Genomic DNA, 23,080 nt, shown 5'->3' with positions numbered 1-23,080 from the left:
GTCGACCGCCACATGATGAGTAGCATCACGTCGCGATGCCCATGGCGCGCCTCCTCGTCGCCCTCAGCGCGACCTCGTTCGTCGTCCTCGCCCATGGCGGTCGAGCAAGCGCCGAACCTCAGGCCACGGCAGCAGTCACCATCGGCATGGCCGGCCGAGGGAATGAGCGCCGCGTCTGGGACAATACGGCCTTCCACCTCGGCCTCCGTGGCGACGTCCTCTTCTTTCGCCAGGATGCCCACGACTTCGGCTTCGGCCCCTATGCCGAGGCGCTCACCCACGCGTTCGATGAGTTCCAGCTGGGAGGAGGGGCCGCTCTCCTGGTTCCTGTCCTGGAGACGATGCCGCTCGTCTTCTCAGGAGGCGCTTACGGGCGCGTTGCAGAGAACGGAAACGGGTTCGAGCCAGGCCTCGCTGCTTCCATCTTCTGGGGAAGTCGCAGCTACAACTTCCACAGCAGCTATGGAATGGCCGGCGGACTGCTCGCGCAATTCAGGGCAGGGCTGGGCAGTTCCCGAGAGACCTCGATCGTCGTCGGGGCTCAGCTCGATCTGGCGATCTTGACGATGCCTGTGGTGCTGCTCATCAACGCGCTCCGGCCGTCGCCTGAAGTCGCCCCCGTGAAGTGACGTCCATGCCGCCGAGGCCATGTTCCAGACAGCCCGCCTGGAGAAGCAGGCTGTCTTCGCGCTCGCCTCACAGCTGGGAGTAGTACTGGGCAGCGGCTGCAATACGCTCGCTGCACGTGCGCGCCCCGCCAGGGATTCCCTGGGCGACGCGACAGTCGATGGGGGAATCCGTGGTGCAAGGGGGGCTGACGTCCGAGGTCCCGTCGTCGGCGGTGCAGCCCTCCGGCTCGGTGCATGCGCAGCCAAGACAGACCTGGATGGGGAAGAACCACTCCACGGTCTCGAGCTCCTGCCCTCCCAGGCTGCGCCCGTAGACGATCACCCCGACGAGGATATCGGTGGAGATGACGCCTGCGCTGGCCAGGGAACGACCGATCGCCTGACCGGCTGCCTGGTCGATCATCAGAATGTTGGCGTAGCCGTACCCGGCCGAGGTCCCCGAGCCTGGATCGATGAAGCCGCTCAGCGGGACAGAGAAGGCGACGGCGCTTCCATCCGCGTACGTGATCGCGTTCCCACTCGCGTCGGTGATTCTGACGTCGGCCGCATAGAGAGAGATGCGTGAGGTCTCCGTGCGGATCTGGGTGTTCGTACCCTGCTGCACGAGCTGATTGCCGACCCGCAGCGCGCAGGAGTAAGCCGGCTGATACGCCAGGTCGAGCCTGCCGTTGAAGAGGTAGACGCTGGCGCTCGAGGCGTCTTGCGTGACGCACCCCTGGTCGGTCGGGACCGCCGGCACGCAGTCCCGGATGAAGAGAGAACTCTCGTTGTCAGCGCAAGCGGGCGCGATCACCCCTGCGGACAGGGCCAGAAGCACAGCCGCGAAGCCTCGCTTGAGCTGGGTGGTGGGCATCGCCTTGACAGGCCTGTTCGCCTGGAAAGTCATCCGAGAACCTCCGAAACTGACCGGGTCCGGGTCAGCGCCCTAGCAGCGTACCGGGTTCGTCTGGTCGGCGCCAAATTCGCGGAGGTCGAGCACAGATGCCACCACCCATCACGCCATCAACCGAAAGTAGGTTACCATGGCGCCGCACGATGAGCAGGGTGGAGGAGGAGGCCAGCGGGGGGATCGGCACGTGGGAACGGCTGGCGATCACTGATCGTCCCGAAGGGGTCCGTCTCTCGGTCCAGGTACGACCGAAATCATCGCGCTCGACCATCCTGGGTGTACGCGAAGGTTCGCTCGAGGTGGCCGTCACGGCGCCTCCGGCAGATGGTGCAGCGAACGCCGAGGTGATCCGGCTCCTCGCCCGAGCGCTGGAGGTGAGGAACCGGGACATCGAGATCGCCGTCGGGACCAGCAGCCGCAGCAAGGTGATCGCGGTCCACGGGCTCAACGCCATGGAGACGAGGGCGCGTCTGGAAAGGGCGCGACGATGAGCCGGCGTGCTTCGCCATTCGAGAAGTGGGAGGGGCTGGGCAACGACTTCATCCTCGTCGAAGGCCTACCCCTGAACGCGGAACGCGTGCGTCGGCTCTGTGATCGGCGCCTTGGGATCGGCGGCGATGGCGTGCTCCTCCTGGATCGATCACCTGCGCGCATGGAGGTGTGGAATGCGGATGGCAGCCGCCCCGAGATGTGCGGGAACGGCCTCCGTTGCGCCGCCGCCTGGCTCGTCGCCCAGGGCCTTGCCGTACCGCCCGAGGGACTTCGCGTCGCCACCGACGCGGGAGAGAAACGGTGTGAGGTCGTCGTCGTCGAGCCGGATCTCTACGAGGTGACCGTCGACATGGGCTGCGCCCGGCTCACAGAACCGCTGAGCGTGCGGCTGGACGACCGGGAACACCACTTCACCAGCGTGGACATGGGCAACCCACACGCCGTGACCTTCGAGAGCCATCCGGAGGACGCCATCGACACCATCGCACCCCGGATCTCGATGGCACCTCCCGCCGGGGTCAATGTCGAGCTGTGCCGGATGATCGGTCCTCGTCGCATCGAGGTCCTGGTCTGGGAGCGCGGTGTGGGTCGGACGCTCGCCTGCGGGACGGGCGCCTGTGCGGTGGCAGCGGCTGCGTGCGAGGCGGGGCTCACCCCTTACGAAGCCCCCATCGAGGTGGTGCTGCCAGGAGGCGCACTCACCATCACCGTCGCCTCGGGCACCCGAGCCATCACCATGCGTGGGCCGGCACGCCGTGTCTTCACCGGCCAGGTGGTGAGTACGTGATGGCGATGAACAGCGACTGGGGTGCGGCCGCCAGCCTCGCGGACGAGCTGCGACTGACCGTGCTCGCCGTGGTGGGCGACGAGAACACCCGCGCCTTTCTACCCCGCGTGATCACCAGCGACCGCCTCGTCGTCGCCGAGGATCTCTCGGAGGGCATCTCCCTGGCCGAGACCGAGGTCCCCGACATCGCCTTCGTCGACGTGGGCCTCAACGACGGCGCGGGCCTGGCGATGGTGCATCACCTGAAGGCCCTGGTGCCCGACTCGACGATCTTCGCGCTGGCCGATCAGGACGAGCTGGAAGCCGGGGCGCACGCGCTCGCCCTGGGAGGTGCGGGGTTGTTCCTCATGCCCCTCGGCGGCGATGAGGTGCTGAACGCGCTGAGCTCGGTGCGAACCCGCCTCGCCGAGCGAGGCCTTCGGGCACGCCTGGAGCGCGACTCGGCAGTCACCTCGCGCGCGGCCACCTGGATCGCACGACTCGCCGCCCTCTCGGACGCGCGGGACCGCAGCGCGGCCGCCCAGCAGGTTGCCGAGATCTTCTCCGAGTCGACGGGCGCGGCTGGCGTGGCGGTCTACCTCGTCGTCGGCGACCGGACCACGGAGCTGATGCGCAGCGCAGCCATCGGCGCGCTCGAGCGGGCGCCTTCATTCGGTACCGAGGTGGATCTGCTCGACTACGCGCGCCGGGAGCGCCTCGCCGTGGTGCCCCTGGCGCTGCGCAAGGTGGCGGCTGGCCACGTCGTCTTGCAGACGGCAGCGGCACCCTTGGTCCTCGACGACGGCGCCCCGGGCGGGCGCGGGCAGCCGGCATGGTCCGGCGCTCACGAGGGCATTCATCCCCACGGCGACGACGGTCCAGCGTCCGCACCCGAGTCCTCCGAGCAGAGCGCCCGCCCCTCCTCCTCCATGCCGGCGCTCGCGGGCGATCCGCTGGCGCCGCCCTCGAGGCGCGCGCCGCTGCTCGGTGGCCTCCTCAAGCTCCTGGCGATGCAGTCCACCACGGCGCTCGCCCTGCTCGGGGAGCGCGACCGCGCCTCTGGTGGCGCGGCCATGAAGGACCCGACCTCCAGCGCGTACTCGTTCGCCTACTACGTCGACGTGGCGGGCCGGGAGATCGACAAGGCCCGGCGCTACGGTCGGCGCTTCAGCATCGCCACCATCCTCATCGAGCCCTCCGTCACCGACGCCCCGGTCCGCATCCCGATGCCCCCCCCGGCCGAGCTCCAGCTCCCCCTGAGCGCCGACGTGGACGCCGCCTGGAGTGGACCCCCCGGGGTCCGCACCTCGTGGACCGAGCCTTCGATCCCTCCGAGCGGAGCGCCCACCGGCAAACCGAGTCCCTTCGCCATGGACCCGGCTGAACTCGCCGACGTCCTCCTGGACGCCGCCCGCGACACCGACATCCTCGCCCGCGTCGACGAGAACGAGTTCCACCTGCTCATGCCCGAGACCGCTGGCCTCGACGCGCACGCCTGCTACCGGCGCGTCGTCGCGCGCCTCGCGGCCAGCGACAAACAGGAAGGACGCCTCCCGCGGGGGCTCCTCATGGGCGTCACCACCTTCCCCCACGACGGCCAGAACCTGGCCCAGCTCCTCCGCATCGCCCGCCGCCGCGCCGAGGCCACCAAGGACTCCATCGTGCACCGGCTCCCCCGCGAGGCCCGCACCCTCGCCGAGATCACCGACGCGCTCATCGCGACCGTCTCCGCTGCCGGGAACAGGACCGACCCACCCCCGAGCGTGCCGGAGGCCGCCCGAGGTGGCGGCTCCGTCCCCCCTCGTGCCTTCCCCATCAGCGCCCCACGCCTCCTCGAGCTCGCGCTTCCCGAAGCGGTCGCCCTCGCCACCTCCGCCGTCCGCAGCGCCTTGCGCGGTGGCGCGGCCTTCATCGTCGTCGCCCACCACCCCGGCCTCAGCCTCGGCGCGGCGGTGCGCGGCGCGCTCGGGACGCCGCGCGAAGACGTCATCCTCCACGCCCTCGACATCCGCTCCATCCCCGGATGCGATGACGTCGAGGCGCTGTGCATCCTCGCCGAGCACGGCGCCTATGCCTTCCTGGGAAGGAGCCGCGACGGCCTGATGCGCGGCGTTCATGCCGCCGACCCCCTGCTCGCGGACTTCATGGCCGAACGCATCGGCCGGGCCGCGGGCCTCCGAGTCTTTGGCTGAGTTAGAAAGATCTATGTCGCGCAGGGTGCTCTTGGTCGATTCGGACGTCGAAGCCCTCGGCGAACTCGCCTCTGCGCTCCGCGCGCGCGGCGTCACCGTGGCCAACGCCAATGACGCCTTCGAGGCGGTCGAGCTCGCCTTCAAGCGGCGGCCCGACGCCATCCTCGCCTTCAAGGGCGTCGACGACAATGGCGCCCTCTCGGAGGCCTTCGCCATCGTCCCCGAACTCGCGGACATGCCCATCCTCTACCTGGTCGACAGTGCCGCCGAACTCGGCCCGGACGACGTCCCCCGCAGCGACATCGACCGCATCATCTCCCGCATCTCCGAGATCTCTCCGCGCCCCTCCCGCAACCCCAGCGCGCAGGAGACCCGGGGCGATCTCCAACAGGTCCCCCTCATCGACCTCCTCCAGCTCCTTTCCATCAACCGCCGCAGCGGCGTCCTCGGCATCACCACCCCCAGCGGCGCCGGTGAAGTCCGCCTCGCCACCGGCGAAGTGATCGACGCCGTCTACCGCCGACTCGAAGGCGAAAAAGCCCTCTTCCGCCTCCTCGGTGAGCGTGACGGCCACTTCGCCTTCACCCCGGGCGAGCCCGCCACCGTCCGCCGCATCCTCGGCCAGACCTCCACCTTGCTCCTCGAAGCCATGCGCCAGGTCGACGAGGCCCGGCGCCGCCGCGTCGAGCTTGCCCCTTCCGGCGAAGCCTTCTTCCTCGACGAGCCCCAGGCCGACGAAGGCTGGAGCGGCGAGACGGGCGCCCCCTCGATCACCGCCGGGGCCCCCACCCGCCGCGGCGAAGACTCACGCCCCTCCAGCTTCCCCACGGCGCGCCCCGACTCGGGCACCGTCTCCCTCCCCACCGCCCAGTTCGCCTCCCCCACCCCGCCCACCATCACCCCACCCACCATCGAGGACATCCCCCCGCGCCGCCCCAGCTCCGTCCCGCCCACCTTGCGCGCGGCCGATCCCGAGCTGCTCGCGCGGTACGGCTTCGGCTCCAGCCCCCCCGTCCCTTCCCAGGCCGAGCGCGACGAGGTGGCGGCCCAGGTGACGACCCTCCTCCAGATGCCTCACCACCTCGACGAGCTTCTCGACGAGGTGAACGCCTCCGACGTGACCATCCTGGAGGTCCTCCGCGGCCTCCTCCAGGAGGGCCGCGTGCGGCGCGTCTCCCTGGCCGACCTCACCACCCCGTTCGCGCCCCCCGAGCAGCTCCCTGTTCTCCGCTCCCTCGTCAGCCGCCTGACGCGCCTCGGCTTCATCCCGCCCCCCAGCTTGATGATCGCGACCAGCAGCCGTCGGATCCCCACCCTCGCCCACGCCGTCCGCCGCATCGCCGACGCGACCGTACCCGCAGAGCCGCCCCCGCGCGCGTCCCTTCCTCGGCCGCTCGGTGTCCTCCGCCTCGGTGATGGGGTGGAACTCTCGCTGATGGGCCTGCCCGCAGAGGACGCCTTCTCTCCCACCTGGCCCCTGGCCCTGCATGGCGCCGCCGCCGTCATCCGCCTGAGCGACGCCGGCGGCGAAGCCCTGGCGGCTCACTGCCAGACCCTCGAGCTCCTCCTCCTCGACGCCGAGAGCCTGATGGGCTCCTTCGACATCGCCGCCCCGGGCCACATCGCCGCTTTGGTCCGGGCGGCGCTGGAATCCGCCGCCGGAGTCTAGGGCAGCGAGCGCGACGCGCTGACGATCGCGCGAGGCGTTCCATCGACACGAAGCGTCGCACCGACACGAAGCGTTGCACCGACACGAGGCGTTGCACCGAGGCGCAACCCGCCTGCGCTCGCCTCCCGCACCCGCGTCGACGCCGGCAGACCCTCACCACGGCACGAAGAAAACACCGCCATTTTCGCCGCACTGCGTCGTGATCTTCCGCAGATTTCCCGTGTGACTCTTCTGCTATGGTCCGCCGCCGCGGCGCGGTGGCGCCGCCCAAGAGAGGAGTTCGTCAACGTGCTCATCGGTGTGCCCAAGGAGATCAAGACACGCGAGTACCGCGTAGGCATGACGCCGGCAGGCGTCCGCGCACTCGTCGACAATGGCCACCGCGTGCTCGTCGAGACCGCTGCTGGAGAGGGCAGCGGCCTCTCGGATGACGCCTACGTGCGCGCGGGCGCCACCATCGTCGGCACGGCGGCCGATGCATGGGGTGCCGAGATGGTGGTCAAGGTCAAGGAGCCGCTGCCGGCGGAGTACCCCTACTTCCGCAAGGGCCTCGTGCTCTACACCTACCTCCACCTCGCCGCCGAGGCAGAGCTCACCCGTGAGCTCGCGCGCACCGGGGTCCAGGGCGTCGCGTACGAGACCATCCAGCTCCCGGACGGCTCGCTGCCGCTGCTCCGGCCCATGAGCGAGGTCGCCGGCAAGATCAGCGTCCAGGTCGGCGCCTCCTGCCTCCAGAAGGAGCGCGGGGGCAAGGGCGTCCTCCTCGGCGGCGTGCCGGGCACCCGCCGCGGGCGCGTGGTGATCCTCGGTGGCGGCGTCGTCGGCCGCAACGCGGCCACCATCGCCATCGGCATGGGCGCCCAGGTCACCGTGCTCGACGTCCGCGCCGACACCATGGCCTACCTCGAGGACGTGTTCGGCGGTGCGATCGAGACGCTCTACTCGAACGCGGCCAACATCGAGGCGGCGGTCGAGCGCGCGGATCTCGTCGTCGGCGCGGTGCTCCTGCCCGGTGCCAAGGCCCCGCGGCTCGTCACCCGCGAGCTCATCGGCCGCATGGAAAAGGGCAGCGTCGTCGTCGACGTCGCCGTCGACCAGGGAGGCTGCATCGAGACCTGCCGGCCCACCACCCACGACAACCCCACCTACGAGGTGGATGGCGTCGTCCACTACTGCGTGGCCAACATGCCGGGCGCGGTCTCGCACACCAGCACCTGGGCGCTCACCAACGTCACGGTCCCCTACGCCGTCTCCATCGCCAACAAGGGCCTCGAAGCGGCTGCCAAGGCGGATCCCGCCGTGATGCTCGGCATCAACACCTACGGCGGCCACGTCACCTATGGTCCGGTGGCCACGGCGCACCGCATGGAGCACCTGCCCGTCGAGCGGGCGCTGGGCTGATCGGGAGCGGGTGCTCGTGGGATCCGAGAAGTCAAAGCGAAAGAAGATCGCGATCATCGGCGGGGACGGCATCGGCCCCGCTGTGACCCGCGAAGCGAAGCTCCTGCTCGAGGTGTACCGGGACAAGGCGGGCCTGCCCATCGACCTGTGGGAGCTCGACCTCGGCGCCGACCGCTTCTTGCGGGACGGCACCACCTTCCCCAAGGAGATCCAGATCGCCATCCAGCGCGAGTGCTCCGCCGTGCTGCTCGGCGCCCTGGGTGACCCGCGCGTGCCCGGCCTCGAGCACGCGCGCGACATCCTCTTCGGCATGCGCTTCGGCTACGACCTGTACGCCAACATCCGGCCCGTCAAGGCGCTCAGCGACAAGCTGGTACCGCTGAAGGGTCGGGGGGCGAAGGACGTCGACCTCGTCGTGTTCCGAGAGAACACCGAGGGCATCTACGTGGGCATGGGCGGGCAGTTCAAGCGCGGCACGCCCGACGAGGTGGCGATCAACGAGGACGTCAACACCCGCAAGGGGGTCGAGCGGATCATCCGCGCGGCGTTCGAGTATGCCCGGTCCCATGGCCGCACCCGCGTCACCATGGCCGACAAGTCGAACGCCATGCGGCACGCGCACGAGCTGTGGCTGCGGGTCTTCCACGAGGTCCGCGCCCAGTACGGCGACATCAGCTCCGACCACGTCTACGTCGACGCGCTCTGCCTCTACCTCATCCAGGACCCGTCCAAGTTCCAGGTCGTGGTCACGAACAACCTCTTCGGCGACATCGTGACCGATCTGGGCGCGGCGTTTCAGGGAGGCCTGGGGATGGCGGCGAGTGCGAACGTGCACGCCTCGGATCCGAAGCGGGTCGCCCTCTTCGAGCCGGTCCATGGCTCGGCGCCGCCGCTCGCGGGCAAGGACATCGCCAACCCGTTCGCGGCGCTGCTGACGGTCGGGATGATGCTCGCGCACCTCGGGTGGCCCGACGAGGAGAAGCGCATCGAGCGCTGGGTCACCCAGGCCGTCGACGAGGGCCAGTGCACCGTCGACGTCGGAGGCACCCTCGGCACCCAGGCCGCCGCGGCCTGGCTGCGCGAGCGCGTCGCCGCCGAATTGTGAACAAGGTCACTCCCGGGGTCGCTGTCGCGACCCTGGCCTGGTGATCCCACCCCCTTCATCAAACCCCACGGCCTCGCCCTCACGGCCACGACGTCCATCGCGACGCCGGCCCGGTGACCCCCGCGACCCCCCCCGCGATCCGCCGAAAATTCAGCCACCCGGAGCGCCTGTGATACGGCAGCCTCGATGGGCGCACTGACCGCGGTGGATCCCAAGGAACTCCAACAGAGCGCGCCCGCCGAGGCGCGCCACGAACGTCTGGGCGGTGCCCGGGCCGAATTCGTGGCGAACCTCGGCCGGAGAGCGACCGAACTCCGGGCGGCCCTCGCCCAGGTGGAGGCCGAGCCACACGCCGCCGTGCTCCGCGAGGAGCTGGGACGAAGGCTGCATGCCCTCGGCGCTGCGGCCCGGCTGCTCCGCTTCGCCAAGCTCGCCGACCGGGTGGGCGAAGCCCAGCTTCTCATCGACGCCCCCGGCGAAGGCGAGATCCTCCGAGAGGCCGAGCTGACCACCCTGCGCGCCACCCTCGACGAGCTGCCCGCCCTCGCCTGGGGACAGGCCGCGCTGGGCGAACAGCACCCGCGCGCTGCCGGCACCCGCGGCGGCGCCAGGCCCGACGGCGCCCAGGCCTCGCCGCGCTCCTTCCAGAACCCTCCCCTCGTCCCGGGATCCGCGGGCGACGCTGCGACGCTCCTCTCCCCCCACGGCGCCTTCACCCGCGCAGGGGAAGCGAGCTGGGACGAAGGCCTCGTCGAGGGCATGGCCTCCCTCACGGCCCTCGTCGTCGGCCCGGCCCCCCTCGCCGACGCCCTCACCGACGAGCCCGCGGGCTTCGAGGTCGAGCGCACCGAGGATCCCACCACCGCCCTCGACCTCGCCCGCGCCGTCGCCCCCGACCTGCTCGTCCTCGACGCCGAGCTGCCGGGCGCCCGCGCCCTCGTCGAGGCCCTCATGAGCGACCCGCTCACCGAGGCCACCCCGATCATCGTCGTCGGCCACTTCGCGCGCCCCGACGACGCCGCCCCCTTCCTCACCCTCGGCGTCGCCCGCGCCCTCCCCCGCCCCGCGTCCCCCGACACCCTCCGCCGCGCCGCCGCCGAGGCCGCCGCCACCTACGTCCGCGGCGAGGTCACCCGCGCCCCGCTCGGTGAAGTCAGCCTCGACCAGCTCGGCGCCCGCCTCGCCGAAGAGCTGCGCCGCGGCCTCTGCGACGCCGCCGAAGCCCGCGGCCGCGGCGCCCGCGTCGATCTCGGCGAAGGCGCCGAAGTCCTCGGTGCCCTCTGGGGCGCCGTCGCCCGCATCCGCGACCTGGTGACCATCCGCTCCCAGGGCACCGTCCGCTTCTCCCCCCGCGGCCCCGAAGGCGCCCTCCCCCTCGCCCCCTGGCTCGGTCCCGACCTCCACACCCCGAACGCGCGCGCCGTGCGCGCCACCGCGGGCCGCCCCCAGTCCAGCATCTCGCCCATCCAGCGCGCCGCGAGCGACGCTACCCCGGGCGCCAGCATCTCCCTCGAAGGCCTCGCCGTCGTGGTCGCCGACGACGACCCCGCCGTCACCTGGTTCCTCGCCGGCGTCCTCCGCGCCGCGGGTGCCCATGTCCTCGAAGCCCACGACGGCGCCCGCGCCCTCGACCTCGCCTTCCAGGCGAGCCCCGACCTCGTCGTCTCCGACGTGGTCATGCCGCACCTCGACGGCTTCGCCCTCTGCCGCGCCCTCAAGCGCGACGTCGTCCTGCGCGACGTCCCGGTGATCCTGCTCTCCTGGAAGGAAGACCTCCTCCAGCGCCTCCGCGAACTCGGCGCCGACGCCGACGGCTACCTCCGCAAGGAAGCCAGCGCCGCCGCCATCGTCCAGCGCGTCAGCGAGGTCCTCCGCCCGCGCCAGCGCGTCACCCAGCGCATCGCCGCCGGTGGCGAGACCCGCGGCCGCCTCGACGGCATGACCACCCGCACCCTCCTCGCCCTCGCCTGCGCCCGCCGCCCCGAGTCGCGGGTCATGGTCCGCGACGCCGCCTTCCTCTACGAAGTGCAGATCCACGGCGGCCGCCCCACCTCGGCCACCCGCACCGCGCCCGACGGCACCTTCCAGCGCGGCCCCTCGGTGCTCGCCGCCTTGCTCGGCGTGGGCTCGGGCCGCTTCGCCGTCTGCCCCACCGACGACGCCGACGCGCCGCCGCCCTCCGCCCGCCCCGGCTTCGAGGCGCCCCTCGCCGAGCAGCTCCTGCCCGCGATCGCGGCAGCCCGCGGCGCCCAGCGCCTCCTCGCTGGCCCTGGCCTCACCCAGGTCGAGCGCGTCGTCATCGACGGCGAGCGCCTCTCCTCGTACGTCGACGCCACCCCGGAGCCCGCGCGCGCCTTGCTCCGCCGTCTCATCGCCGGCGCCTCCCCGCGCGCCCTCCTTGCGGGCGGCCAGGCCCCGGCCCGTCTCCTCGAGGACGTCCTCTGCGACGCCGCCGCGCATGGCAGCGTCAGCCGCATCCTCGATCGCAGCGGCGAGGACCTCCTCGCGCCCGCGATCGCCCGGGAGGCCGACGTCCTCCGTGGCCGCCGCCGCACCAGCAACGCGGCCGAGCTTCCCCCGCCGCCCGACTTCACCCCCATGGAGCGCGCGCTCGCCGATCACGAAGCCGACAGCGTCGAGGCGCCCTTCAGCGACGGCCCCTTCAGCGCGCCCTTCGTCGACGGCGACGTGGAGGTGGTGGAGAGCGGCGAGGTCCTCAGCGCATCGCACGCCTTCGAGGAGGACGACGCGACCTCCGGCGACATCGCCATCGAGGAGCTCGGTGACGACGAGCACGGCACGCGCCCGCGGTTGACCCGCCCCTGGGAGCCCTTCGGCAACCTGCCGCCGCGCGAGATCACCCCCGAGCCGCAGGCCACCGACGACGACGGCTTCGACGAGATCACCGCGCACCGCACCACCCTGGTCGGCCCGGCGCCCGAGGTACAGACCAGCGCCACGCCGGTCTCGCCGCTGGCCGCGCAGCCCTCGCCGGCCCCTGCGGTTGGCGCGAGCGCCGCGGGCGCCGCGGGCGCCGCGGGCGCCGCGGGCGCCGCGGGCACCTCGAAGCCGATGAACTCAGCGAGCGCCGGGAGCGTCGCCAGCGCTGCGAGCACGTCGAGCGTCGCCAGCAGGTCGAGCGCGATGAACGGCTCGAGCGCCGGGAGCGCCCCGAGCGTGGCCGTGGTGGGCACCTCGAACCGCGCCCATGGGACCAGCGCCACGGCGGCGTACGCCGTTCAGGGCACCCGACTCCCGCCCGTGGTCACCGTGCTGCCTCCAGTCGCTCCTGCGCCCGCAGCTCCCGAGGCGACCCGCGCTCCTGTCGCGCCGACCGCGCCGACCGCGCCAGCCGCAGCCGCTGCGCCGGCGCGTGACGAGCGTCCGCAAGCGCCCCGGCCGCTCACCACGCTGGGCTCCCTCACGCCGCCGCCCGTCCTCGAGACGGCATTGCCGGCGAACCACCGCATGGCGCCGCCGCCCGATCTCACGCCGTCGCCCACGCCGCGCCGGGTCCGCAAGCCGTCGGCATTCGCACCGTCGCCGCCGGCGCCGGCCCCGGCCGAGACGCCGCGCGAGAGCCGCACCACCATGTGGGTCCTGCTCGCGGTCGCTGCCTTCGTCTTCGCCGTGGGCGCCCGCCTCGCCCGGGAGCGCGACCTCCAGGCGACGGTGCCCCCGTCCGCGCCGGCCCCCGTGCCCGAACTCGAAGAGCCCGCACCGGAGACCCCGGCCGAGCCCGCGTCGTCCGCCGCCACCGAGCCCCTCAGCCCGGGGGACACCCTCGAGAACCCGGTGCTCCCGGAGGACGCGCCCCTGCCGGCCGACCAGAAGCTCCCCGCGGGCCAGGGCCTCGTCGAGATCGTCGCTGGTCCCAACGACGAGGTCTTCATCGACGGCCGCCTGCTCGGCAAGGGCACGGTCCGGGCGTCGATCGAGCCCAAGGAAGGCGCTCACGAGGTTCGCGCGCGGCTGCGCGGCGAGGAACGCGTGCGCTTCATCCAGGTCAAAGCGGGCCGCATGACCCGCCTCCGCCTCGCACCCCCCTGGCGGCGTTGACCGAGCAGGCGCCTCTCGGCCCCTGCGCTCCCGAGGGTCGCCCCCCTGGTTTTCCGGCCCCCACCCTCCCGAGGGTCGCCCCCCTGATTTTCCTCGCAGACCACGCCGCGGGGCTGGCCGCCCCTCGCACCGCGCACGCTGCAGGTCACGTGGCCGGGCTGGCCACCCGGCGCGTGCTCGCCCTTCGCGGACTCGCTCGCCGCACGCCCGTCCGTGCCTGACCGCGCGCCGGTCCTCGGCTCCGGGCCTGCGCCGGCCGCTGCGGCCGACCCGTGCGCCTGGCCGTCGAGGTGACGCGCGGGGTCTTCGGGCCCTGCGCCATGCCCGTGGCGCTCTTCGCGGAGGCGCGGGTCGAGCCCGCCTTGCTCACGGCACGCTTCGCCCGGGTCCCCACCTTCGTGGCGCCCTCGGCCACCGTGCGCGCCGCCGCCGCCCCCTTGCCCGTGAGCTTCTTGGCAACGGATCGCACCGCAGCGGCCCCCTTGGCCAGTGCGCCCCGAGCACGAGAGCGCGTCGACGTCGACCGGGTGCTGGTGCCCGCCTTCGTGTCCGCAGAACCCGTGCTCCTCGTGCTCGTGGTGCGCTTGCCACCCGACGCACGTCCCTTCGTGGAGGTCGTCTCCTTCGCTCCAGCGCGGCTGCGCGTCCCCTTGGCCTTCGCCGTCGTCCCCTTGGCCGCGGTCTCCTTGGCGCCGGCGCGCTTCGTCCCGCTGCTCCGGGTCGCTCCTCGCTTGGCGGTGGTCCGCTTCGCCGTGCTCCGCGCGGTGGCGCCTTGCTTGGCCGTCCCGCGCTTGGCCGTCCCGCGCTTGGCCGTCCCGCGCTTGGCCGTTCCGCGCTTGGCCGTCCCGCGCTTGGCCGTTCCGCGCTTGGCGGCAGCGCGAGCAGGCGTCTTCCGCCCGGTCTTCCGCGTGCTCGCCCCGCGCCGCCGTCCCGTCTCGGGCGCTGCCTCTTGCATCGCCTCGCGCACCGACTTCGCCAGGATCTGTCGGATGTCCTGGGTGCGGACCTCCTCGAAGCGCACCTCCATCCGCAGCCCCATCTCCTCCAGCCGGTCCGAGTTCACGCGCTGGTCGATCTGGGGAAGCATCGACGTCTCTTCTTCCTTCACGTGGTGCGTCACCACCTCCTTCAGCACCTCGCAGCGAGCGTGAAAGCTTTCGTCACTCGGCTCGGTGCTGAGCAATTTCTGCAAAGCGAACTCCACGAGCGCGTGCTCCTCGTATGCCTCGTGCAGCTCGACGTCGTCGAGCGCGTCCGCGACACACGGGTAGAAGATCTCCTTCTCGATGGTGGAGTGCGCGACGAGCGCTGCGGCCAGCTCCTCGACCAGACCGCGCGTCTCGCCGGGCTCCGCCGCCTCGATCTGCTCGAAGAGGGAGTCCACTTCCTTGTGCTGCGTCTTCAAAAGTTCGGTCGCCTTCATGACGGCTCCTGCTTCAGGTTCGGCGCGGCGCGCTTCCTCAGGCGCCTGCGCTGCATTTCGCGGAGGGCTGCGTGTGCGCGAAGCATGCCAAGCGATGCACGCAGCGGAGCGAGCGCAGCGCGCACGGCGCGGCGTGCGGCGCACCTCGCGCCGAGGATGGGCACCTCACGTCACCCACGATCGGGACGGCAAAACGGAGCGCCTCCGCGCAAAGCTACCCACCCGCGCTGACGAGAGACCACCCACGCCGCAGTGCGTGGCGCTGCGCAGCAACGCGCCGTGAGCCGGGGGCGACCTCGCGGATCGCCCAGCGTGGCGGCGATGCGCGGCATCGCGTGGCGGCGAGCGGGTTCGCCTGGCGTGGCTTCTTTCGGGCCTGGATCTGCAGCGCGAGGGAGGGAGGCGGTGGAGGTAGGCGCGGTGGCAGGATGCGCGGTGGGCGTGTGAGAACGCGCGGCATGGGCGCCGGGTGGCGCGAGGAGCGCTCTTTCAGGACGCGCGCCACCCGTCCCTCGTCGAGGCGCGACCGCACGGCCTTGCGCGGCCCTGCGTTCCACGAAGGAACAGGGGTAGCGACCCTCGGGAGCGCAGGGGTCGACAGACCCCTGACCCAGGGTACGCCGTCCTAGGGCGCGCCCCACACGCTGAGCTGCGCGGACGTATCGGCGTCGACCGTCGCTGGCTCGCGCTGCGGCGCCGAGGCGCGGGCGCTCGTATCGAAGGCGAGCGTCTTGCGGAACAGCATCATCGCGGCGAGCGGCATCATGTCGCGCCGGTTGAACGCGCAGGTCGGATCCAGCGACAGGTCGCACAGGAACGGGGCCGAGCCGAAGCGACCGTAGAGGACCAAGTCGCCCCACCGGCTGGAGTAACGCTCGCCGAGCACGGCCACCTGAGGATCGCGCCCCACGCCCTCCAGACCCGACGCCACCGAGGTCAGATCCCGGCCGTACACCCGCCGCCCGGGCATGGCGCCCAGCCCCAGCGCCGAGAACGCCGTGGAGAAGATGTCGACCACCTCGGTGGGGGCCCCGACCCGCCGCCCTCCATACAGATCGTCCGGGAAGTGCACGTAGAGCGGCAGCGTCAGCGGGGCCTCCGCGAGGTCCACGGCATCGCCGAACAGCGCCTCGCTCGAAGGCCCGCTCGAGACGTCACCGGTCACGATGAACAGCGTCTCGTCCCAGAGCCCGGCGCTCTTCAAGGCGCCGATCAGCGCACCCACGGCCCGGTCTTGCTCTCCGAGGGCGATGGCGCTCAGGTCGCGGATCCTGTCGTGGTCGTTCGGGCCGAGCGCCTTGTTGCGCCGCCGGCTCGCGCGGACCCGGGCCATCACCTGCCCGGCGCGGCGCGGCTCGATCGGCCCGGCATAGTCGACGGGCTTGAGCGCGCCGAGCTCCTTCGCGCTCACCTGCCACGGCGGGTGCCCCCCGCGGGCGTGGATGAACGCGAAGAGCCGCACGCTCTTGTTCTCGCGCGCGACGTCCGTCACCCAGGCCGTGGCACGATCGATCGGCGTCGTCGCCGCGTCGCCGCTCGCGGGCGGGTGCTCGAAGAACGTGCCCCAGGCGGAACCGAACCCGAAGGCGCCGAAGCTCATGGGCACGCCGGTGAACATCGCGGTGCGGATGCTGCTGTCCCGCGCCACCGCGTTGAGGGTGGTCATCCGCTCCGAGAGGCGCGAGCCCAGGTCGACGAGCGCATGGGCTTGCGGTGGCACCCCGGTGAGCAGCGACCCGATCACCGAGGCGGTGATCGTGCTCGGCGCCCGGTGCCGATCGAAGGTGGCCGCCGTCGACCCCAGCTCGGAGAGCGTCGGCAAGCGAGGATCGGCGCGCCCGCTCCACGGTGGCAGATCCTGACGCTCCACGCCGTTCAGCGCCACGACCACCACCGCCCGCGCGCGCGGGACCGTCGGCGGCGGCTCGGGCGGCCCGATGAGCGCCGCGTCGCCGAACAGGATGCGGCCGCCGCGCGTGCTCCGGACGGCGCGCAGCTCCAGCGAGACCACCCGGCCGGCGAAGGGATCGAGGGGGATGTCCACCTCGGTCCACGTCGCCTTGTCGGTCCCGGTGACGTGGAGCTGATGCAGGAGGATCGGCTCCTTGCCGTCCTCGATCACCCGGATGTCGGCGTCGCCTTCGCCGGGGCCGAGCATGCCCACCGAGGCGCGCAGGCGGGTGGTGCGCGCGGGCCGCACCGGGCAGCGCACGGCGCCTGGCGCGCGGAGCGAGATCGACCGGTGCGGCACCCCGCCGAGCGCCGCGCCCGCGGCGATGAGATCGCGGCGCGTCGGTGCGCCGTACGCCGAGGGCAGCTCGTCCGGCGTGCCGACGCGGATCCAGTCGACGTCGGCAAAGGCCTGCTTGTCCACGCTGCGGCCCGAGAAGCGGACGGTGACCGTGTGCAGGCCGCGATCGAGGGGCAGCGTGGTGGTGTTGGTGGATGCGATGCGGATCTGGTCGCGCTGCAGGCGCACGGTGCCCAGCACGAAGTCGTCCAGGCTGATCGTGGCGACGCGGGAGGCGAGGCCGATGACGCGCATGGAGACGAAGACCGGGCTCGCCTCGGGCAGGACGAAGGTGATCTTGATCTGGCGCTCGGAGATGCGGGCCCAGGTCGATCCGGCGTGCTCCACGGCGAGGACGCCGGAGTGGAGCGGCGCCTGGAGGAAGGCGGAGCGGGGCTGGTCCTCGAAGGGGTGGGGCTTGGCCTCGGTCGGGGATCCGCCCCAGGTCATGCGTCCGGGGAGGTTGAGCGCCGACCAGTCGAAGAGGAGGCCGCGGTGCTCGACGTCGCAGCCAGGGAGTTCGTCGGCGAGCTGGATCAGCTCCTGGGCGCGCGGGGCTTCGGGGGGCGGGACCTCGGCCGAGGCGGTGGCGGCGCTCGCGGGCAGCTCTCGGGGGGCGGCGTCGCAGCCGCGGCAGCCGGAGAGGGTGAGGGCGAGCGTCGCGAGGGCGGACGTCGCCAGCGAGGCCAGGAGGTGGGGTCTGGATGTGGCTCCGGCTCGCACGCGGACGGTCTACTACCACCGCGGGCGGTCAGGTCGATCAGGAACGGCCTCGGGTGGGGGCGCAGGGGGTCGGGCAGGGAGCGACCCCAGCGGGGATCGGGGGGGCAGGTCCGGGTGGTGCGGGGCGAGGTGAGCGGGGTTGGGCGGGGGGAGTGCAGGGGACCGGAGGAGAGGGGTCGGGGGGCGAGGGGGTGAGGTGGGGGTGGCGAGGCGCGAGGGGGCAGGGGTGGAGGGGGGAGGGTGCGGGGGGCTGGGTGGGAGGCCTCGGGGGTCGGCGAGGGGGGTCGGATGGGCGGAACAGGAGGCCGCAGGGGTCGGCGAGGGGGGGCTGCTGTGGAAAAAAGGAGGGGTGGGAGGGTGGCGAGGGGGGTTCGACGGGGGGTCGGGTGGGGTGATGGGTCGACGAGGGGGGTTCGACGGGGGGTCGGGTGGGGCGACGGGTCGACGAGGGGGGGTTCGACGGGGGGTCGGGTGGGGCGACGGGTCGTCGAGGGGGTTCGACGGGGGGTGGAGGAGGGACGGGAACCCGACGGGCGAGGCCGCCGGGGGGCTCGGTGAGGAAGAGAGTTCGCCTGGAGGAGGGGGCTCGGCCCGGGGACGATCAGCCCGCGTGCGGGGCGAACAGGGCTTCGGCGTCAGGGCCCGAGGGCGGCGCGGTGAGATCCAGCTCGCCGGTCACCGGGTCCACGTCCTCCACCCGACGGCGTGCGCGCAGGTACTGCCGCACCGCCTCGTTCTGCACCAGGATCGGCGCGAGGAGCGTCGCGCGGGCCGTCGCGCGCTCGGGCGTGTCGCCAGCGGTGTAGGCGATGATCAGCGCCACCGTCTCCAAAAGCAGGTTCTGACCGCGCGCTCGGGCGGCCCGCACCTCGCCCCAGGTCAGATCGTTCTTCGGCACCTCCAGCGCCTTCCTGTACTGCTCCGCCAGCTCAGCGAGCCGCTCCACGTGCCGGGTGAGGCCGATCTCGGTGACGAGATCGGCGAGCGGCGCGTTCGGGCCGCGCACCTTGTCGAGGATGCGATCCACCTGCGACAGCTCCTCGACGTAGACCAGCGAGGTGATCGCACCGACGCCGATCGGAAACACCTCGCGCAGGAACGTCTCCACCTTGGCGGCGAGTCCGTCGGCGGGCGTCGCTACCTCGGCCTGCGCGCGTGCCGCGTCGCGCAGCGAGCTGAGGGTGCGATCGAGCTTCGCGTCGATGGGCTTGAGCACCGCGTCGAGCGGAGGCGGCTGCGCGCGTGCGGCCCAGCGGGTGTCGAGGGTGCGGGTGAGGGTGTCGTGCGCGAGGGCGGCGCGCGCATGCGTGGCGATGGGTGGAAGCCCCAGTCCGTCGGCGGCTTTCACCACCTGGGCGAGGGCGAAGAGGCGTCGGCCCGTCGATAATTCGTAGAGGCTGAACAGCGAGGAGAGATCCGTGGTGGCCATGCGGCTCCTTTCGCCTGCTCTGCGGAAAAGGAACAGCGGCGCAGAGCGGCAGCGGCGATGCTCGCCGAAGGCGATGACCTCGGGAAGCCGGAAAGCGTGCCCGCGGGCGAGGAGATCGTGCCGCGCGGCCATGACCCCACAGAGGCCATGGCACGGCTTCGTGCGTCAGCCGCGTCCGGGCTTCTCCCCGAACAGCGGCAGCGCGAGCTGCCCGTCATCCACGGCGTGCTTCTTCCCCCTCCCCTTCACGGCTCCGCCTCGCCCTGCCGGCGCCCCGTGCGTCCCCGCGGCGCTCCGGGCGGGTGACGCCTCGCGCGGCGCCTCCGCCTCCTCCTCCACGGCGTCGAGCAAGCCGGGATCGTCCTCGCGCGTCGTGTTCACCCGCCGTGACACCGGACGCAGCGCCAGCACCTTCGCCGGCGCCGGACGCATCAGCGCCTCCACCTCGTCCAGGTTGCTCCCCTCCACGTCGAGCCACGCATCGACGTCCTCGGGCGCCAGGAGCACCGGCATCCGATCGTGCAGAGGCGCGACCACATCGTTGGCGGCCGTGGTCAGGATGACGAACGTCCTGAACCCCTCGCCCGTGGTCGGGTCGTGCCAGGTCTCGTGCAGCCCGGCCAGGTGGAGCAGACCGCCGCGCTGCGGGTGGAACCACACCGGCTGCCGCGCCCCCTTCGGCCCCGTCCACTCGTAGAACCCGTCGGCCGGGATCACGCAGCGCCGCCGCGCGAACGCCTCACGGAACGACGGCTTCTCACGCACCCCCTCCGCGCGCGCGTTCACGTGGCGCCGGGCCTCGGCCGGATCCTTCACCCAGCGGTTGAGCAGCCCCCAGTTCGCTTCGACCAGGACGCGGCCCCCTGCCGCCGAGGCGCCCCCCGCTCGCCCGGAGCGAGGTGCCTGCGCGCGCGGTCCAGCACCCCGCGTCCGGCCAGAGACCACGGCTTCTTCCGCGTTTTCATCCCGATCCGGGGGGGCCAGGTGAAGGATGAGCTGGGTGGTTCCCGGAGCGATGTTGAAGTGAGGTCGATAATGAGATCCAATTTCATCATCGAGCGGAACCAGGAGAGCCTGGGCGAGCGCGCCGAAATCCGGGACAGTGAGGGTATAACGCGCACACATATTCCCTAGCCTAGCGAGGCGGATGCCCCTACAAAAGCGCCGTTCGCTCGGGAAGAGCAGGGCCCGTTTGGGTTTCGCCGCACAAGGCTCCACGGAGGCCGCGCATGGTCGATAGTTTCGGTACGAAGAGCTCCCTCACGACTCACGGCAGCAGCACTTACACGTATTTCAACATCACCAAGGCCGGGAAGCCGGTCGAGCGGCTGCCCTTCTCCCTCCGTGTTCTCCTCGAGAACCTGCTCCGTTACGAGGACGGGCGCGTCGTGCGGCGCGAGCACGTGGAAGCCGTCCTCAACTGGGATCCCAAGGCGAAGCCCAGCCAGGAGATCGCCTTCCACCCCGCCCGCGTGCTCCTCCAGGATTTCACCGGCGTGCCCGCCGTCGCCGACCTCGCCGCGATGCGCGAGGCGCTCGCCAAGCTCGGCGGCGACCCGATGCGCATCAACCCGCTCCAGCCCGCCGACCTGGTGATCGATCACTCGGTGCAGGTCGACAGGTTCGCCACCGGCCTCGCCGCGAAGCAGAACGAGGAGCTGGAGTTCGAGCGCAACATCGAGCGGTACAACTTCCTCCGCTGGGGCAGCCAGGCGTTCATGAACTTCCGGGTGGTGCCCCCGGGGCAGGGCATCTGCCACCAGATCAACCTGGAGCACCTGGCCAGCGTGGTGATGCGCAACGACGCGAGCCTGGCGTATTTCGACACGCTCGTCGGCACCGACTCGCACACCACCATGATCAACGGCCTCGGCGTCGTGGGCTGGGGCGTCGGCGGCATCGAGGCCGAGGCGGCGATGCTCGGCCAGCCGATGTCGATGCTCATCCCCGAGGTGGTCGGCTTCCGCCTCTCCGGCAGCTTGCCCGAGGGCGCGACGGCGACCGATCTGGTGCTCACCGTGACCCAGATGCTGCGGCAGAAGAAGGTGGTCGGGAAGTTCGTCGAGTTCTACGGCCCCGGCCTCTCGGCGCTCTCCTTGCCCGACCGCGCGACCATCGCCAACATGGCGCCCGAGTACGGCGCGACCGTCGGCTTCTTCCCCGTCGACGAGGAGACGCTCTCGTACCTGCGCTTCAGCGGCCGCCCCGCCGAGACGGTGTCGCTCTGCGAGGCCTACTGCAAGGCGCAGGGGATGTTCCGCACCGACGACACGCCCGACCCGGAGTACAGCGACACGCTGTCGCTCGACCTCGGCGACGTGCAGCCGTCGATCGCCGGGCCGCGCCGGCCGCAGGACCGGGTGCTGCTCCGCGAGGCGAAGAAGGCGTTCCGCACCTCGCTCCAGAGCATGCTGGAGAAGGACTTCGCCGAGGCGGACAAGGAGGCGGTGAGCCGCTACCTGTCCGAAGGCGCAGGCAGCGAGGCGGCCAAGCACGTGGCGCTGGAGAAGGTGATGCGCCCGGCGGACGTGACCCAGGGCGAGGCGCGCTACACGCTGCGCCACGGCGCGGTCGTGGTCGCGGCGATCACCTCCTGTACGAACACCTCGAACCCGGCGGTGATGCTCGGGGCGGGGCTGCTCGCGAAGAAGGCGGTGGAGCGCGGGCTCACGGTGAAGCCGTGGGTGAAGACGTCGCTCGCGCCCGGCTCCAAGGTGGTGACCGACTACCTGAAGGAAGCGGGCCTGATGCCGTACCTGGAGGCGCTCGGCTTCCACCTCGTGGGCTACGGCTGCACGACCTGCATCGGCAACTCGGGCCCGCTGCCCGAGGTGGTCGCCGACACGGTGCGCGCGAACGATCTGGTGGTCGCCAGCGTGCTGTCGGGCAACCGCAACTTCGAGGGCCGCATCAACCAGCACGTGCGGATGAACTTCCTCGCGTCGCCGCCCCTCGTGGTGGCCTACGCGCTGCGCGGGGACGTGGACGCGGACCTGTACCAGGAGCCGGTCGGCTACGATCGGAACGGGCAGGCGGTGTTCCTGAAGGACATCTGGCCGAGCACGGCCGAGGTGACCGAGGCGATCCGCGAGGCGGTGAAGCCCGAGCACTTCAAGCAGCAGTACGACGACGTGTTCAAGGGCGACAAGGCCTGGCAGACCTTGCCGGTGCCCGAGGGCAAGACGTTCGCATGGCAGGACGACTCGACCTACGTGCGCCGTCCGCCGTTCTTCGACGGGCTGAGCCGTGAGCCGGCACCCCTGAAGGACATCGCGGGTGCGCACGTGCTGGCGCTGCTCGGGGACTCGGTGACCACCGACCACATCTCGCCGGCGGGCAACATCGCCAAGTCGAGCCCCGCGGCGAAGTACCTCCAGGAGCACGGGGTGAAGCCCGAAGACTTCAACTCGTACGGCGCGCGGCGCGGCAACCACGAGGTGATGATGCGCGGCACCTTCGCCAACATCCGGCTGAAGAACCTGCTCCGGGCAGGGGAAGAAGGCGGGATCACGGTGCACGTGCCGAGCGGCGACAAGGAGACGATCTACGACGCCTCGATGCGCTACCAGAAGGACGGGACGCCGCTCGTGGTGATCGCCGGCGCCGAGTACGGCACCGGGTCGTCGCGCGACTGGGCCGCCAAGGGGACGATGCTCCTCGGGGTCCGCGCCGTCATCGCCAAGAGCTTCGAGCGCATCCACCGCTCGAACCTGGTCGGCATGGGCGTGCTCCCGCTGGAGTTCACGAACGGCGAAGACGCGCAGTCCCTCGGCCTGACCGGGCACGAGACGTTCGACATCGGCGGGATCGCCAAGGACCTCTCCCCGGGCAAGAAGCTCGAGGTCAAGGCGACGGCGAAGGACGGTTCGGTGAAGACCTTCACCGTGCTGACCCGCATCGATACGCCCAACGAGGTCGATTACTACCAGCACGGGGGCATCCTCCAGTTCGTGCTGCGCAGCCTCGGCGCCTGACACCTACCTGCTGACGCGCGCCCCGGGTTCAGCTACAGC

Annotated in this window: 14 protein-coding genes; 9 read left to right on the top strand and 5 right to left on the bottom strand. The window is 71.8% G+C overall.

Going from position 1 to position 23,080, the window contains the following annotated elements:
• Nucleotides 1-35 precede the first annotated feature (35 nt).
• Nucleotides 36-629, top strand: coding sequence for a hypothetical protein (locus CMC5_RS02665; RefSeq protein WP_050428940.1), 594 nt, complete (start codon nt 36-38; stop codon nt 627-629).
• A 67-nt stretch (nt 630-696) separates the two neighbouring features.
• Here the strand turns inward: CMC5_RS02665 and CMC5_RS02660 are convergent, their stop codons facing one another.
• Nucleotides 697-1,515, bottom strand: a complete 819-nt coding sequence (locus tag CMC5_RS02660; RefSeq protein ID WP_050428939.1) for a hypothetical protein — start codon at nt 1,513-1,515, stop codon at nt 697-699.
• Between the two features lie 149 nt (nt 1,516-1,664).
• On the opposite strand from CMC5_RS02660, the gene CMC5_RS02655 reads away from it, so the two are divergent.
• From CMC5_RS02655 to CMC5_RS02625, 7 genes are all read left to right on the top strand, one after another.
• Nucleotides 1,665-2,009 carry a DUF167 domain-containing protein gene (locus tag CMC5_RS02655; RefSeq protein ID WP_050428938.1) on the top strand — a complete coding sequence of 115 codons (345 nt, stop codon included), beginning with the start codon at nt 1,665-1,667 and terminating at the stop codon, nt 2,007-2,009.
• Complete coding sequence (gene dapF, locus CMC5_RS02650) at nt 2,006-2,797, top strand: diaminopimelate epimerase (protein WP_050428937.1); 792 nt, start codon at nt 2,006-2,008, stop codon at nt 2,795-2,797. Before CMC5_RS02655 ends, dapF begins: the two co-directional genes overlap by 4 nt.
• Before the next feature lie 5 nt (nt 2,798-2,802).
• Entirely contained in the window at nt 2,803-4,968 is a 2,166-nt protein-coding gene (locus CMC5_RS47195; protein ID WP_245678250.1) for a diguanylate cyclase domain-containing protein, read from the top strand.
• A 25-nt stretch (nt 4,969-4,993) separates the two neighbouring features.
• The gene (locus CMC5_RS02640) at nt 4,994-6,637 is read left to right on the top strand and encodes a DUF4388 domain-containing protein (RefSeq protein ID WP_169796436.1); all 1,644 of its coding nucleotides are present in this window, start codon (nt 4,994-4,996) and stop codon (nt 6,635-6,637) included.
• 288 nt (nt 6,638-6,925) lie between these two features.
• A complete protein-coding gene (ald, locus tag CMC5_RS02635) occupies nt 6,926-8,038 on the top strand; it encodes an alanine dehydrogenase (RefSeq protein WP_050428934.1) in 1,113 nt (370 codons plus the stop codon).
• Between the two features lie 16 nt (nt 8,039-8,054).
• Complete coding sequence (locus tag CMC5_RS02630) at nt 8,055-9,143, top strand: isocitrate/isopropylmalate dehydrogenase family protein (RefSeq protein WP_245678249.1); 1,089 nt, start codon at nt 8,055-8,057, stop codon at nt 9,141-9,143.
• A 186-nt stretch (nt 9,144-9,329) separates the two neighbouring features.
• On the top strand, nt 9,330-13,202 hold the full coding sequence (locus tag CMC5_RS02625) for a response regulator (protein ID WP_050428933.1): 3,873 nt from the start codon (nt 9,330-9,332) through the stop codon (nt 13,200-13,202).
• A gap of 145 nt (nt 13,203-13,347) precedes the next feature.
• On the opposite strand, the gene CMC5_RS02620 is transcribed toward CMC5_RS02625, so the two are convergent.
• The 4 genes from CMC5_RS02620 to CMC5_RS02605 form a co-directional block, all read right to left on the bottom strand.
• Complete coding sequence (locus CMC5_RS02620; protein WP_050428932.1) at nt 13,348-14,625, bottom strand: hemerythrin domain-containing protein; 1,278 nt, start codon at nt 14,623-14,625, stop codon at nt 13,348-13,350.
• Nucleotides 14,626-15,250: 625 nt separating this feature from the next.
• A complete protein-coding gene (locus CMC5_RS02615) occupies nt 15,251-17,638 on the bottom strand; it encodes a sulfatase-like hydrolase/transferase (RefSeq protein WP_050428931.1) in 2,388 nt (795 codons plus the stop codon).
• 601 nt (nt 17,639-18,239) lie between these two features.
• Nucleotides 18,240-19,199: a hypothetical protein gene (locus CMC5_RS02610; RefSeq protein WP_050428930.1), complete on the bottom strand. Its 960-nt coding sequence runs from the start codon at nt 19,197-19,199 to the stop codon at nt 18,240-18,242.
• A gap of 33 nt (nt 19,200-19,232) precedes the next feature.
• Complete coding sequence (locus CMC5_RS02605) at nt 19,233-20,192, bottom strand: SOS response-associated peptidase (protein ID WP_050428929.1); 960 nt, start codon at nt 20,190-20,192, stop codon at nt 19,233-19,235.
• A gap of 104 nt (nt 20,193-20,296) precedes the next feature.
• On the opposite strand from CMC5_RS02605, the gene acnA reads away from it, so the two are divergent.
• Nucleotides 20,297-23,041, top strand: a complete 2,745-nt coding sequence (gene acnA, locus CMC5_RS02600; protein ID WP_050428928.1) for an aconitate hydratase AcnA — start codon at nt 20,297-20,299, stop codon at nt 23,039-23,041.
• The last annotated feature ends 39 nt before the right edge of the window (nt 23,042-23,080 follow it).

The organism is Chondromyces crocatus (genome assembly GCF_001189295.1).
Classification (GTDB): domain Bacteria; phylum Myxococcota_A; class Polyangia; order Polyangiales; family Polyangiaceae; genus Chondromyces; species Chondromyces crocatus.
The sequence above is the reverse complement of the archived record's forward strand: the minus strand, read 5'-3'. Positions and strand labels throughout refer to the sequence as shown.